The following is a 14489-nucleotide window of genomic DNA, read 5'->3' as shown; positions in this document are numbered from 1 at the left end:
ATCAGAATGTTCAATCAAAAACAACTTATTACATCAAATCCAACATCGGCAGCTCGTTCAAAGCCAGTACCGTCTCCTCTTGCATCTGCTGACCATTGGCACGAACCAATGTGTAATATTCATAGTCACAGATGACTGTATAGTCGTCGTCCATGACCCCGGGATAGGCGCGGTTTACCGAGTAAATCTGGCTCCGGTAGGCTTGTAAAGCCTCCCCCTTGTGCTGACGAAAGTTACTGATATCGACTCTCACTGTAATCGGGCACGTATGCTTCGGCCCCGAATCCTTGCAATGGTCGTAGTAATGGGGAATTGAGGTAAAATATAATGATGGCTGCTGCCCCTCTGGGTATTGCGCTTCTGCCAGCACGACCGCCTTAACTACTGCTGCGGAAATCGCGATATGATCAGGATGTCCGGTAACTCCGTCCGGTGGAAACGTAAGGATGACATCCGGCTTCAGCTCCATAATAGTTGATTGAATTTGATGGACCAGCGTTTCCAAATCGAGTGACTTTAGTTCGCCATCTGGATAACGGTATAGAATGAGGTCGGCAAAACCCAGTACGGAGCATGCGCTCCGCAGCTCCTGCTCACGAAATCGGGCCAATTCTTCGCGGGTAGCGAATTGAAATTCTCCCGACTTCCCCCTGCATCCCGATGTAGCGCACGCCAGAAAAACCTCGTGCCCCATGCTGCTGAGCTTCGCGATCGTGCCTCCGGCTGCAAAAGATTCGTCATCTGGATGGGCAAACACGAATAACCATCTTTTCTTCATTCCCTCCCCCCCTACTGTTCGTATCTTACTGAACCTTAGTAGATACCTTCGTTTCCAAATAAGAAAGTCCCATGGCTGTTACACCGTAAATCGGCTCCTTCCGAGCCTTGTCCCATTGAACCTGTGGAGCGTGCGCTTTAATCTTGTGCATTAACATATCCCGAACGTATCCTTCGTGTTGCAGAACGCCACCCAGTAGTATCATTGTAAATGGTTTATTCTGGAACGACAAATGACGTATAACCGCTGCGACAGCGATAAACAGCTCGTGAGCGGCCACCTCCAGAATTTGATGCGCTTCCTTGTCTCCGTCAGAGGCCGCTTGGCCAACCGCACGGGAGAGCTCACTTACTTTTTCGACGGAATACTCGGGGCCATATACCCAGTTGAACAAATCCTCTTCATTTTCCATACCAAAATGCGGGAGCACCCATTTACCGAGCCGAGTACCCTCATTCCGCCCGTCATAAGCCTTGAGAATCGCCATCACTGCCTGCTTGCCGATCCAATAGCCGCTGCCTTCGTCACCGACCCGATGACCCCAGCCTCCGGCTCTGGCCGTCTGTCCTTGATCGTTGATGCCGAATATGATCGACCCCGTTCCGGCAATGGCCAGAATCCCCGGATCGCCGTCTGTTGCCCCGAGGAGTGCAGCGTAGCCGTCGTTTTCTACAATTAGATGCTTGACCTGTATCGGCAGCAGCTTCAGCACTTCCTCTACCAATCCAGTAATAATGCGCCGGTCGTATTCCGTATCTAGTCCCGCAAGGGCGAACACGGCGCATTCCACTTCAATCTCTACATGCGATACATCAATTCCGTTCCTCTCACACAAATCCGCGACCGCTTCTTCAATCCCGACTTTCAGTTCGCGGATGACCCCATCTTTCCCGCTGCCTTGGTAATTGGAGGAACCGCCCTTTCCTTGTCCGAGTATATTCCCCTGCCTGTCTGTAAAGACCGCAAGGCACTTCGTCCCCCCGCCGTCGATAGCAAGCAGAGGGATGGTGTGCTTATCCATCAAGAACCACTCCACTCTAGGATGACTTGATCCAAATGCTGCAGCGCCTGCTCAATTTTACTTTGTACTTGCCCAAGCCAATGAACATGTGCGTGATGCTGGTTCATTCGAATGTCGATCATACGATTAATTTCCTTCGGGCTCGGCCCTCCCGGCAATGAGCGAATCTCTACAAAATGCACAGGGTCGAGCGCCTCGCGCAGCGTCTCCTCGCTAAGAGAAGAATCCCGTCCGATGTGGCGCTGTGCGCTTTCGTTGACGATGGACAACGTAATCTCGTTAGCCGCCAGGCCTTGCGCCAAGGACAGCTTTACCACGTCACTGACGATATGATGCGCTTTTCTGAACGACAAGCCGTCCGTGCGGACAAGCGTGTCCGCCAGCTCGGTTACCGTGGCGAAGCTTCCTTGCGTCCGCTCGCGAAGCACCTCTTTGTTCACTTCCATCGTACCAATGACGGCAGCGAACAACCGGTACATTTTATCCATAATGTCGAGGCTTCTCCACGCATAAGGCTGCATATCGTCCTCAGTGTCTACGATGTCCCCGAACGGCGTATTGTGAATCATCGACAGTACCGTGTTCGTATTGCCTACGCAGCTCGATAGCAGAGCACGCATATGCTCAAATGAAACGGGATTGCGTTTTTGCGGCATGATCGAGCTAATCTGTACATACGGAGCCGCCACCTTTAACGCGCCGAATTCCTGTGTGCACCAGAGCAGCATATCTTGAACGACCCGGCCCAAATTGATCGCCGCCAGCTGCACGGCCGTCGCCACTTCACCCAAGTAATCGGCACCGCCGATCGCGTCGTACGAATTGTCGATAAGCTCGTCGAAGGCGAGCAGCTCCATCATCTGCTCCCGACTGATTGCGAAGCCCGACGTTGTAAGCGCCGCTGCCCCCATGCTGCTTCGGTTGCAGTTCGTGAAGGACGCCATCATCCGCCGAATATCCCGGTTAAGCGAATCAACAACGGCCATAAAATAATGTGCAAGCGTCGTCGGCTGAGCCTGCTGCGTATGAGTGTAGCCGATCATAAGCGTATCTGTGTGGTCTTTGGCGAATAGCAGCAGCTGCTCATTGAGCTTCAGCGCGGAGGTCAATGTCACGATCAACTTCTCCCGTAGAACCATGCGATAAATGGAAATGCCCATGTCATTGCGGCTGCGCGCCAGGTGCAAATTGCCTGCGATATCGCCCGCATGCTCCAGCATCTGATGCTCTACCTGAAAGAACAAATCCTCGAACTGTCCCGTATAGCTAGCTTGGCGAAGCGCCTCCGGGTCGATCGACCGGATTGCTTTGGCAATTTGCTTCGCTTCGTCGGTTGATACCAATTGCTGCTTTTCCAGCATGATCAGATGTGCCTTGTTGATCGCCATCATCGGGCCCAGCAAATGAGTCTTGGCCTCGTTAAATGCCGGCTCCAACACAACCTCTGTATACGTTTTGCCGGGAAATGCGGCCCCTTCGGTCTCCAACCATTGTTCACGATATCCCATAGGCTCTATTTAGCCTCCTTGTTCGTCTTTTTTTTCATATCCAACCATTCTTGTATCAATAAGTTCATATTGCGGCTTGCTTCTACTACGATTGTCTGCCCCGCCTCCAAGGAGCACTGCTGAATATGTCCTGTGTAGCCGTCCCAGCCTTGAGGGGTTCCTTCTACTAATACATAAGGCAAAGAAGATAAAGGAGGACACGAATCTAATTCCAAGTCCGATTCCTGTACGGCTACCATTTCCGGGCGAAGCGCCTTGACGGCGGACATTTCAAACGGACCGCCATGCCCTCTTCCTGCCGTCCCTTGGAACAGTCCTAACTGCTGCGTGAAATCGACGCTCGCCATCTGCCACCAGTTGATAATAAGGAAGCTGGCGTCGGGATAGGTGCTAGTCACCGATTCAGCGACGACTCTGGCTGGGCCCATATTGGCGTCATGAGCGTTCAGAAGCACGATATTGCAGATGCCAAGACGGCAAATCCCTTCGACAACATCAGTAAGATACTCGATAAAAATCGAGGGGCGAACCGATATTGTTCCGGGATAATGCTGGGTTTTGCCCGGGCAAGCCGAGAACGGAAGCGTCGGATAGATCAAAGGACGCAGAGCTGCATTAACCCGCTTCGCGAATCCTTCCGCCAAGATCGTATCGGTTCCGAGTGGGGAATGCGGCCCATGATATTCCACTGACCCCAAGGGCACGACCGCGAATTGCGCACTTTCCGTCACATGACTGATTTCTCGCCCGTGAACTCCGATTACATCCATATACTCCTTAAACCTCCGCTTCTCCATCGTATTGGGGGGCCCAATGGGGCCCCCGCTACCGATGTTGTGATGTTGAGCTAGCTTACATGTTAAAAAGGTCACTTCGTGATCAAAAGCGAACTTTACTGATGTTGACTAATCATATTTACGAACATGCGAATGGAGCCTGGAACTAAAGCTGGAATCTCGCGATACCAGACCAATGAACTGTAAGTATAGATTCCTTTGCCATAATGCGCCGTCAGGAATGTGCCCGTAAACTCCTTCTCGCCCGGATCCCCGTTCGAAATGAGCGCCGTATATTCCTTGCCCCATTCCGACGGATTGTAGGCAGAGCGGTCTTGAATCCAGTTGTTCCAATCCTGATCCGTAATCTTGTTTGGGGCATTGAACATCGGGTGATCCGGTACCAGCATCGTCACTTTGGAATTCTCGTCCGTTACACGCCACTGAATAAGCGGCGATCCGATCTTGATCGGATACGGTGCAAGATCCGGGGACCATTTGTCTTCCGGCTTATGATATTGAACAACGAGGTTGCCGCCATTTTTGACATAGTTCAATAGACGCTGATTGCTCGGAATCAATTCCGGACGGAATGCGTATGCGCGAATTCCAAGCACGATCGTGTCATATTGCGAAAGATCCCCGGATTGGATCTCCTTCGCTTCCAGCTTTACGACATCGATGCCCACTTGACTCAAATATTGATCGATGTTATCGAAGCCGCTGGATACGTAACCTACCTTCAATTTGTCCGGAACCTTCAGGTCAAAGGCTTGGATTTTGAGCTCGGCCGGTTGTACCATGTACGTCTTTCCGATATGCGGATACTCGATGATCTGTGCACCCTGCGTACTTTGTACATTGCCGTTTTTCGCAACAGCCGTCACGGCAAATTTGCCAGGCACGACGTTCGAAGCAGCTTTGACCGTAAATGCGACGGACTTCGTTTCGCCCTTAGCGGCAAAGCTCACTTCTTCAACCGCTGGCTCAGCCGTCCAGCCTTCCGGTACGTTCAGTGACACCGATGCTTTGGAAGCGCCTGGCGTATAATTGCGCACCGTAACCTTCACCGGAATCGGCTCTCCCGGCTTAAGCGTATTCAGAATCGTTGCGCTCGGGCTGAGCGACATCGAGTACGGTGGCAATACCGCTACTGCATTTTGCGGCGTAACGTTCAATGTCGTTGCCGTATTGAACGCCTGATATTCCACCTTCGCGTTGAATACCGAAGGGTCATAAGGCTTGAACAGTGGCGCGTCCGCAGGAATCGTCACCTCGAAGGTGGCTGATAGCGTCTCGTTGTAGCTTAACTCATCGAAGCTAGTCACTCCAACCGGCTTCGCCGTCCAGCCTGCAGGTACGTTCAAGCTCAGGTTGATCTTGCCTAATTTCGTGGAACCGCCATTGAAAGCTGATACGACGACCTTCGTCGTTTGACCGGCAACAAGCTCACTCGCTTCCGGCTTCACCTTCGCCACGACGGACGCCGATTCCATGCTCGCTTTGTTCAACTGCTCTTCTTTGACATGAAGCCGGTGGAGCAGATCCTCCTTGGTCGCCGCCTCTAAGCCGGATGCCTTAACATCGGCCAGCGCCATCTGTACGTCTGCTTTCATTTCATGCACTTCTTTCAGTACTTTGGAGAAGCTCGGATAAGCGGCAACGACTTCATTCGCGTCCTTTTGCAAGGTGCGCAAATCCTTGACGACCTTGTTGTCTTTGCCCTTCGCATCGATCTCTTTCGCCAAATCCTCGAAGGTGAATGCAATGCCGTCGAAGAAGTCGTTCTCTTTCTCCTTCGATTTCACCGTGCTCAAGTCGAGCTTGTAGTAATTGTCCCCTTGCACAGGGCCCTCATCATACACCCTTCCCATGCCTTGGCTCTTATGCATGAAGCGGGATTCTTCTCCAAGCTGAAGATAAGAAGCCCCATAAGTTTCATTGTATTCCCCGACCGGCGCTTTCACGGTATAGTCCTTAGAGCTGGCAGGCAGGTACAGCTTCTTGATCTGCCAAGGCTGAAGCCCTTTTTGCAAATGTTCAGGAAAAATGTCTGGATTCGCCGCATCCTTAAACGCCCGAACAGTAAGCACGTTGATCGTCCGGTGATGTCCGTGTGTAGAGTTTTCATTCAAAAACGAAGGAATGATTACATCCGGGCGCAGCTCGCGAATTTTCCGAATCAATCGTTCGTAAGCGACCGATTCGCCCCATTTCTCCAGCGTCTCTTCCACGCTCTTAGAGAACCCGAAATCGAAAATCGGGTCATCCAGCTGCTCGCCAAGCATTCCGAGCGTCACATTCGTGATCTTGGAAGCTTCCTGCAGTTCGTGGGTGCGAATAATGCCGAGGGCTTGCCCCAGCTCGCTCCCGATTTCGTTCTGTCCTCCTTCTCCTCGGACAGCGATCACGCTGGAGGTGTTAACCCCTCTTCCCAAGGAAAGATACGCCAAGGTCGCGCTGTGCTCATCATCCGGATGAGCCCCCGTGTTCATTGCGTTGGCAATCGTCGTCAGCGGTTTAATCGACTTCCACAGATCGACAACTCCCCGATCCGCATACGCGGGATGAGCTTGCGTGGACAACAGCACACTGCTTGCCAGAACCGTGCTCATAACAATGGAACACAACTTTAGAGTCGACTTACCTTTGATCATCAAATCCCTCCTATAATGGTGGAATGTTTTTTTCAGCTGGAAATGGCCAGTTTCCCCGCTGTATATCATGACGTGGATGATGAACCCCTAGGTGTTCCCACGAAATGACCGTTACTTACACGGCCGTGCTGTCGCCCGTTATTTTTCGCGAAATGAAGAGCACGATGATGATCAGGGTAATTTGCAGCACACCGTACGCACAAGCTGTACCAAACTCAAATGAATACATCCGCTGGAAAATCTCGACGGAAAGCGGCGTACTCTTTGCGGTGAAGAGCAGGATGGATGATACGAATTCTCCGATGCCCTGTACGAACGCGAGCAGCGTCCCCGCTAGAATGCCACTTAGCGCCATTGGAAACACAACCCGCCTGAAGCTGTACCACCAGGATGCGCCCAAGTTGCGAGCTGCCTCCTCGACCGATGCGTCCATCTGAACCAGTGTCGCCGAAGTGGATCGGAACACAAGTGGTAAATGCCGGACAAAATACGCCAAAGGAAGAATCCAGAAGCTGCCGATCAGCACTTGGTTGAAGCTGAATATAGTAGGCTCGCTGAAGGCGGCAATCAGGTTAACCGCAACAACGGTTCCCGGCAGAGCCCATGGAAGCATGATGAGCACGTCAAGCAGCGTCTTTCCTTTAAATTTCAAGCGAACCATGGCATACGCGGCAGCGACGCCGAAGATGACATTGCCGATTGTCGCCACGAAGCTCATCTGGAAGCTGTTTGCAATTGGTCGCCACGTTTTGCTGTCGGTAAACAGCTTCACGTAATGCTCAAGCGTGTATTCTGGCGGAAGGATTTGCGTCGTCCACGTGCCGTTCGTCGAAAGTGAAATGAGAACGAGCACGAAAATAGGAAGCAGCAGAACGATTACACCAATGATAGACAGGATCATCGCGACGTACTTGCCTACGGCGCTTTTCACTTCCGTGCGATGGACGCTGATCCCTTTACTCATGTTCTGATAATTGCGCAACCCTTGATACCAGCGCATCACAAGCAGGAACAAAATCGAAACGACGGACAAGATCGTGGACTGCGCCGCAGCCATATCCAGATTGCCGTTCGTCCGGGACAAATAAATCTGCATCGTCATCGTCCGCTCGATGCCAAAGATGAGCGGAGCCGTATAGGAAGCCATCGCGATCATGAAGACGAGCAGCGACGATGCGACCAGCGCCGGTGTCAGCATTGGCAAAATGATACGCCGCCATATATAGAGTCGTCCTGCGCCAAGACTCGCTGCCGCCTCCTCCAAGGACGGATCGAGACCACGGATCGCAGAGGAAGCCGTCATATAAAAGTACGTGTACATCGTGAAGGTATGTACTACGAGCACACCCCAAATGCCCTTCAAGAAAAACGGCACCTGATCGAGATGAAGCAGCGCTTTTAGTGCTCTCGGGATAATGCCGCTTTCGCCGTACAAAAACGTAAACGACAATACACCGACAAGCGGCGGCAATGCCATCGGAACGAGGACGAGGACGGCCAGTATTTTCCGGCCGGGGAACTCGTAGCGCTCCAACAGGAAGGCCATCGCAACACCAACGATCGCACAGGTGATTACGCTTAAGACAGAAATATAAATACTGGTCCAGAGTGCCTCCAGATTGGACGTATGCTCCAAGCTAAAAAACCGGAAGTAGTTGGCGACCGAAAATTTGTCCTCTACCTGGATACTTTGGATGAACGTTTGGAACAACGGATATACGACGTAAGCCAAGAGCACTAGAAACAGCGGTGCTACCAAGACATAGACAAAATAGGGCGATTGCGTGAATGAACTTGTTCTAAGCTTAGGTGTTTTGGGTGCTTTGGATATTTTGGTTAACATAATTCATCCCCTCTCTATCCCAAGAAATAGATGCTTTCTTTCGGAATGAACAGGGAGATTTCTTCCCCGCGTCCGCGCACTCGATGCCCTTGATTGACGAACATCGCTTTCAGCTGCTGGTCTGCCACCTGCGATACATAGTTCACGCTTACGCCCGTAAATTCAGAAATTACCACGTTACCGTTAACTACATTGTCGCCGGACTCTCCTTGCAGAGCCTCACGAACCGATTCCGGACGTATGGATATAGCCACGCTCTTGCCCGCTTCTAGCTTGTAATTCGGCGAGGCATTCGCAATCAACCCTCTCACACTAAGGCCCGGAGCGATACGAACGACCGCTTCGTTGCCTTCGATTCGTTCTACGGTTCCTTCCCACAGATTGGACTCCCCGATAAAGGAAGCGACAAACCGGTTGACCGGGCGATAATATATTTCTTCTGGACTTCCAATCTGCTGGACAACACCACCCTGCATAACCATGATCCGGTCAGACATCGCCATCGCTTCAGCCTGATCGTGCGTCACATAGATTGTGGTAATTCCCAGTTCCAGTTGAAGTCTCTTAATTTCAATTCTCGTTTCTTCTCTAAGCTTCGCATCCAAGTTCGATAGCGGTTCATCCAAGAGTAGGATTTGCGGCTCGATAACAAGTGCACGAGCCAGGGCAACCCGCTGCTGCTGGCCTCCGGACAGTTGATCGATACGGCGGCTGCCGTAGCCTTCCAAATGAACTTGCTTCTGCGCGCGTTCGACACGCTGCACGATTTCGGATTTAGGGATTTTTCTTACCTGCAGACCGAATGCGATATTTTCAAAAACGGTCATGTGCGGAAATAACGCATAGTTTTGAAATACCATTCCCGTATTTCGCTTGTTCGGGGGAAGCGTGGTGACATCCTGATCACCGAACATGATGCGGCCCTCGCTCGGATAATAGAATCCTGCGATCATCCGCAGCGTCGTTGTTTTGCCACAACCGCTCGGTCCGAGAAAGGTGAAGAATTCCCCCGGTTGAATCCGAATGTTAACGTCTGTAACACCCTTGACGTTTCCGAATTGTTTATTTACCTGATCCAGTATGACCTCTATCAAGTCGGTTTCCCCCTTAAGTAAAATGTTCAGGCGGAGGAGCTCCTCCGCCTGAATGCATTATTTGGAACCTTTTCCCTTAATGTTCTCGTCCCAATGCTGCATCCATTCTTTTTCTTTCTGAGCCATGACCGCCCAATCGATCGTAAGCGGTTTCAGTTCCAACCCTTGTAACCATGTCGGAAGCGTATCTTTGCTGATGTCTGTACGTGTCGGGATTTGATATAGCTTCTCTGCAAGCTCAACTCGCAGCTTGGAATCGAAGAGGAACTCGTAAAATTTCATTGCCGCATCCTTGTTTTTCGCGCCCTTGACAACCCCGACACCATCAACCAAAATCGGTGCGCCGCTAGCAGGATAAATAAAGTCGAACGGCTGCTTCTGCAGCTCCTTCTGGAGCATAATGTCCTGTAGGTTCCACAGCGAAAGCGTGCCTTCCTCTCGTCCCAGCTTCAGGTACAGGTTGGTCGGGTCTTGCGCATATTCCTTCGTATTCGCGTCGAGCTTCTTCAGCCAGTCGTATCCTTTGGCAGGATCGTTAGCATCTTGACGGAAAATCATCGAGGAGTAAATCGTTCTCATCGTTCCGGAAGCGAGCACGCCGCGAATAATAATTTTGTCTTTATATTTCGGATCCAGCAGATCATCCCAATCTTTTGGAGCATCTTCCTTTTTCAACGCTGTGGAGTTATACATAATTACTTCCGGCAGCAGCATCTCACCGTACCAGCGATCCTGGCTGTCTTTGTACATTGCAGGAATGCTATCGGCGAAGCTCGGCTTTGCGCTTTCGAGCAGATCTTCATCCGCAGCCGTCATCAGCGCCGATTGCGTGCCGCCCCACCAGAAATCCGCCTGCGGGTTCGCCTTCTCCCCACGAACGCGCTCCAATATTTGCTGCGCCCCCATGGTGAGAACTTCGACTTCCATTCCCGGATTTTGCTCTTCGAACTTCGGAATAATTTCATCCACGATGTTCTTATCTCTAGCTGTATAAATGACCAGCTTCTGCTTCTCGGAACCCTTATCTCCTGAATTTTTACCGCCTTCAGAAGTGCTTCCACCACAGGCTGTGACCGTCAGCATTGCAATGCTGAGGACTGTTCCTATCAACCACTTTTTTGCCTTTCCCTTCGACATTTCCATGAATTGACCCCCTAAATTTAAAATTTTCTTCGTTGATCTTGCTGTATCGCATGAATTCATCTTCGTTAGACGAAATGAATCTTAGCCGGGACTTGATCAAATGAACATATAGGACATATCACAGCCGCGTCTGTACAGCTTATGAACAAAAAATGTTCTCCTATTCAAGGGTGACTGATTGGTAAGTGAATCAAAAGTAATCTGGAGAATCCTGAACTCTTCAGGCAAGTAGAAATTCCGTTGAAGCTGATTGTCAATTTTGGAAGTCAGTCTGAAGTACTTAGAAGTACCTTAGAAGTCATGAATTATGAACTCAGAAGGTGTGTATACACTTAGAAGAAGAGTAAGCATTCGAAGTAAAAATCTAGTAGGTGGTGTTGTTGTGAAATTTGTATTTCTCAAGACTTTGCGTTTGTACAGATCGCAGCAAAAGCATTGAATTATCTTTGAAATTTAGGAGTGGATGGGAACGCCTCCAGCGTGCAATGAATGGCCCCAATGAGTCCAGCCTGATCGCCTAGCGAGGCCATCTTAATCTGAGGAGCGGAAGGAACCCAGTCGTTTAACCATTGTTGTATTTTATAAATCCCCTCGTCCCCGATATGCATCATTTCTCCGCTAAGAATCAATAGCGCTGGATCCATCACACTTGTTAGATTGGCAATGCCATAGGTCCAGTGCCGACAGATATCGTCGAGCAGTGCCTGAGCTTGTTTCCCCCCTCGATTCGCCTGATCAACAATTTGCTTAACGATGCTCGATCTCTCATCAATTGAAGGAAGAATGCCTTTGGCTTTGTCGTAAATGGCCCATACGGAGTAATTGCGCTCGAATACGCCATATTCTCCCTTGGTCTGATTACCGACCGGACCAACCATCATGTACCCAATCTCCCCGCTCGCCTCGTTGGCTCCGCGATACAGCTGACCATCGATGATAATTCCGGCGCCAATCCCAGTGCCCGCATACATATATACCAGATTGGTATGCCCGACGCCTATGCCCTTATGAAATTCACCAAGCGTCATCAGGTTCACGTCATTCTCAATGACCACGGGCAGCCCTAAGATTTCTTCGATCTCCTGCTGCACCGGCAGCCCCATCCATCCCGTACTGGGAGCGTAGCTTACCGTTCCGGCGCTTCGCTGGGTTATGCCCGGCAAGCCCAGGCCCATACCAAGCAGTCGTTCTTTATCGAATCCGCTTTCAAATAGCAGGGCCGCAAGCCCTTGCCTGATGCTCTGGATGGCCATCTCGCCATTCATCGGATGAGGTAAGCTGGTCGTGCGTTGAATCAGCAGCTCCCCTTTCAAATTGGCTATAGCCAGCTGCAGAGTGCTTCCTTCGAATACCGCACCAATAACACCATAAGCTTGAAAGTTATATTCGAGGAGGATAGGCTTCCTGCCGCCCTTTGATTCTCCCACGCCGACTTCGCTAATTAGGCCTTCCGTAATCATCTCGTCAACGAGAGCTGATACGCACGGACGGCTTAATTCCGTTAATTTCGCCAAATCAGCTCTTGATACCCGGGGGTTTTCTTTCAACTGATGAAGGATGCCTTCTCGGTTAATATGCTTCACCAGCTTGGCGTTTCCCGTTTGGCCTTTGTCAATCAATAAGTAGTCCCCCCTTTTGTTAAGTTAGTTAAAATTAAGTTAGTTAAAATTATTAACAAAGTCTTATTGGAAATATTTTATTGTATGCGCTTCCAAATTGTCAACAATAATTTTCTTCATCTTCCCATATTTATACCTTTTTACGTTATCTGGGTGAATATCTTGCCCGTTCCAATAACTTACATGTGTTATTGACAAGTACAGTAAGTTAGGAAGAACTGACGGAAAGGCACACCCATTATAATTACCGTTTAAAACGCCTAAAGTATCTGCTCAGTTAAGACGCAGGTGCTTTAGGCGTTCTTTGTAGGATCATATTAAAATCGACACTCTACCTTTTCGCCTTATAAAACTCATGATACAACTTCCCGGTCGTCCAAAATGTCCAGATTACGGTAAATCTTGCTTTTTTCAATCTTCAACTGCACCGCATCCACAATATCATCAGCCTCTGAGCCAAGGATATCTATCAATGTGATTTCATTGCCCTCTTTATCCGTTCCAATCGGATCGTGAAGAGATACGTCCTTGCGGGTCTTCTTCAGGGAACGAAGATGCATTAGTATCTCATTTTCTATACAACGCGCGGCAAATGTCGCAAGCTTCGTCCCTTTGTTTGGTCGAAAGCTCTCTATTGCCTTAATCAGACCGATCGTTCCGATCGAAATCAGATCTTCCAGATCCTCGCCCGTATTATCGAATTTTTTGAGGTTATGGACACGATGCGATGTCAGTTGTTATCCGATCTATGAATCCATAACTTTAAGCAGACTTTTTTACACGTCGATCTTATTAAAGGGTTAACTTAACATTTTAGCATTGAGAAAACACCTCCTGCCGCTTGAGAATACAGCTCAATTGGCAATTACCATCCCTATTAAATCGGTAGTAAGCTTTTTATCCACTCGTTATCCTTGTATGATATGCAAGATCACTCATTGCCCGGAGAAACATTGGCTGATGTCGTAACGGAACAAGTCTATGTTTCACCTGTTTACTATAAGTCTGCATTTATCCATAACAGAAATAATTAAATCTAATATACTTCCTAAGCCGTTCATCCCAAACAATGTAAGGCCCTAGTTGTCCGCAATCTATTATGTTAAGATGGGAGAAGTTCATTTTACATAAAAACATACATAGTCCTTATTTTTTCCAGATAGAATCCATGCTAGCTAATCTTTTTCTAAGGGGATGAGAATATGCCGCAAATTATCGCAATAGAATTTAATAACAAGCTTAGCTCTAATACTTTTCGTATATTATTGGATCATCTCCCAGTGGAGAAACAAGCTAAGATTCGTTCATTTCGGCGATACGAAGATGCGTTAAGAACACTATTTGGTGAATTATTAGTTCGAACATCTGTAATGGAGATGTATCAAATTCCAAATAACTGCATCCAATTTAATTCCAATTGTTACGGTAAGCCATTTCTAGTACATCCTGAACCATTTCATTTTAATATATCCCATTCCGGTCATTGGGTTGTACTCGCCATCGATTCGAACCCAATAGGCATTGATATTGAAAAAATCCAGCCTTTCGATCTTTCAACAGCAGAATGCTTTTTTTCAAAAAACGAGTATGCCGATCTAATCAGAAAACCTTCGATTGAGCAATTATCATATTTTTATGACTTGTGGACCCTTAAAGAGAGCTATATTAAATATATCGGAAAAGGGTTATCTCAAGATCTAAACTCGTTTAGTATCCAGTGCGACAATGGTGTATTTAAACTTACCTCTCAAGAAGAGGCGCCTTGTGTCTTTTTCACTCAATACGATATCGATCCGGATTACAAACTATCCTTATGTTCGTTATCCCAAAACTCACCTTCTATTGTATTGATAAAGTCATGTGATGAGCTTATAAAACAATTTTCAGCAAAAATATAATACATATAGACCAGGCTCAAAACTAAAAATCCAACATTGACTGTTTAATCTGCCTCTCGACGGTCTTCCTAAAAAAGGAACAGCCCAGTTAGAAAATTTTGCGTAATATATATTTTACTTTATTACCTGCTTCTAAAGAAAAGGTGTCGATA

Annotated in this window: 10 protein-coding genes and 1 pseudogene; 1 reads left to right on the top strand and 10 read right to left on the bottom strand. The window is 48.8% G+C overall.

Annotated features, from left to right (window positions below):
- Window positions 1-28 precede the first annotated feature (28 nt).
- The 10 genes and pseudogenes from MNQ98_RS08215 to MNQ98_RS08170 all read right to left on the bottom strand — a co-directional run.
- Window positions 29-778, bottom strand: a complete 750-nt coding sequence (locus tag MNQ98_RS08215; protein ID WP_241932740.1) for a PIG-L deacetylase family protein — start codon at window positions 776-778, stop codon at window positions 29-31.
- Window positions 779-803: 25 nt separating this feature from the next.
- Window positions 804-1799 (bottom strand): N-acetylglucosamine kinase, encoded by a 996-nt coding sequence (locus tag MNQ98_RS08210; protein WP_241932739.1) that lies wholly within the window; start codon window positions 1797-1799, stop codon window positions 804-806.
- Window positions 1799-3307, bottom strand: coding sequence for an argininosuccinate lyase (gene argH / locus MNQ98_RS08205; RefSeq protein WP_241932738.1), 1509 nt, complete (start codon window positions 3305-3307; stop codon window positions 1799-1801). Before argH ends, MNQ98_RS08210 begins: the two co-directional genes overlap by 1 nt.
- Window positions 3308-3312: 5 nt before the next feature.
- Entirely contained in the window at window positions 3313-4077 is a 765-nt protein-coding gene (locus tag MNQ98_RS08200; protein ID WP_241932737.1) for a creatininase family protein, read from the bottom strand.
- A gap of 122 nt (window positions 4078-4199) precedes the next feature.
- Window positions 4200-6740, bottom strand: coding sequence for an NEW3 domain-containing protein (locus tag MNQ98_RS08195; protein WP_241932736.1), 2541 nt, complete (start codon window positions 6738-6740; stop codon window positions 4200-4202).
- A 115-nt stretch (window positions 6741-6855) separates the two neighbouring features.
- Complete coding sequence (locus MNQ98_RS08190) at window positions 6856-8583, bottom strand: ABC transporter permease (RefSeq protein ID WP_241932735.1); 1728 nt, start codon at window positions 8581-8583, stop codon at window positions 6856-6858.
- Between the two features lie 14 nt (window positions 8584-8597).
- A complete protein-coding gene (locus MNQ98_RS08185; protein ID WP_241932734.1) occupies window positions 8598-9677 on the bottom strand; it encodes an ABC transporter ATP-binding protein in 1080 nt (359 codons plus the stop codon).
- 57 nt (window positions 9678-9734) lie between these two features.
- Window positions 9735-10820 carry an extracellular solute-binding protein gene (locus MNQ98_RS08180; protein ID WP_241932733.1) on the bottom strand — a complete coding sequence of 362 codons (1086 nt, stop codon included), beginning with the start codon at window positions 10818-10820 and terminating at the stop codon, window positions 9735-9737.
- Window positions 10821-11260: 440 nt separating this feature from the next.
- On the bottom strand, window positions 11261-12439 hold the full coding sequence (locus MNQ98_RS08175) for an ROK family transcriptional regulator (RefSeq protein ID WP_208915165.1): 1179 nt from the start codon (window positions 12437-12439) through the stop codon (window positions 11261-11263).
- A 365-nt stretch (window positions 12440-12804) separates the two neighbouring features.
- Window positions 12805-13173: pseudogene (locus MNQ98_RS08170) on the bottom strand (sigma-70 family RNA polymerase sigma factor); the annotation flags it as partial.
- Between the two features lie 468 nt (window positions 13174-13641).
- Between MNQ98_RS08170 and MNQ98_RS08165 the strand changes: the two are divergent.
- The gene (locus MNQ98_RS08165) at window positions 13642-14337 is read left to right on the top strand and encodes a 4'-phosphopantetheinyl transferase family protein (RefSeq protein ID WP_241932732.1); all 696 of its coding nucleotides are present in this window, start codon (window positions 13642-13644) and stop codon (window positions 14335-14337) included.
- Window positions 14338-14489: the final 152 nt, after the last annotated feature.

It is taken from the genome of Paenibacillus sp. N3/727 (assembly GCF_022637315.1).
Classification (GTDB): domain Bacteria; phylum Bacillota; class Bacilli; order Paenibacillales; family Paenibacillaceae; genus Paenibacillus_AQ; species Paenibacillus_AQ uliginis.
This window is presented reverse-complemented; position numbering and strand designations above follow the sequence as displayed.

Bases quoted from the DNA above. Each gene is read 5' to 3' on its own strand.
- MNQ98_RS08215 (WP_241932740.1), bottom strand. From the start codon at position 778: ATGAAGAAAAGATGGTTATTCGTGTTTGCCCATCCAGATGACGAATCT.
- MNQ98_RS08210 (WP_241932739.1), bottom strand. From the start codon at position 1,799: ATGGATAAGCACACCATCCCTCTGCTTGCTATCGACGGCGGGGGGACG.
- argH (WP_241932738.1), bottom strand. From the start codon at position 3,307: ATGGGATATCGTGAACAATGGTTGGAGACCGAAGGGGCCGCATTTCCC.
- MNQ98_RS08200 (WP_241932737.1), bottom strand. From the start codon at position 4,077: ATGGATGTAATCGGAGTTCACGGGCGAGAAATCAGTCATGTGACGGAA.
- MNQ98_RS08195 (WP_241932736.1), bottom strand. From the start codon at position 6,740: ATGATCAAAGGTAAGTCGACTCTAAAGTTGTGTTCCATTGTTATGAGC.
- MNQ98_RS08190 (WP_241932735.1), bottom strand. From the start codon at position 8,583: ATGTTAACCAAAATATCCAAAGCACCCAAAACACCTAAGCTTAGAACA.
- MNQ98_RS08180 (WP_241932733.1), bottom strand. From the start codon at position 10,820: ATGGAAATGTCGAAGGGAAAGGCAAAAAAGTGGTTGATAGGAACAGTC.
- MNQ98_RS08165 (WP_241932732.1), top strand. From the start codon at position 13,642: ATGCCGCAAATTATCGCAATAGAATTTAATAACAAGCTTAGCTCTAAT.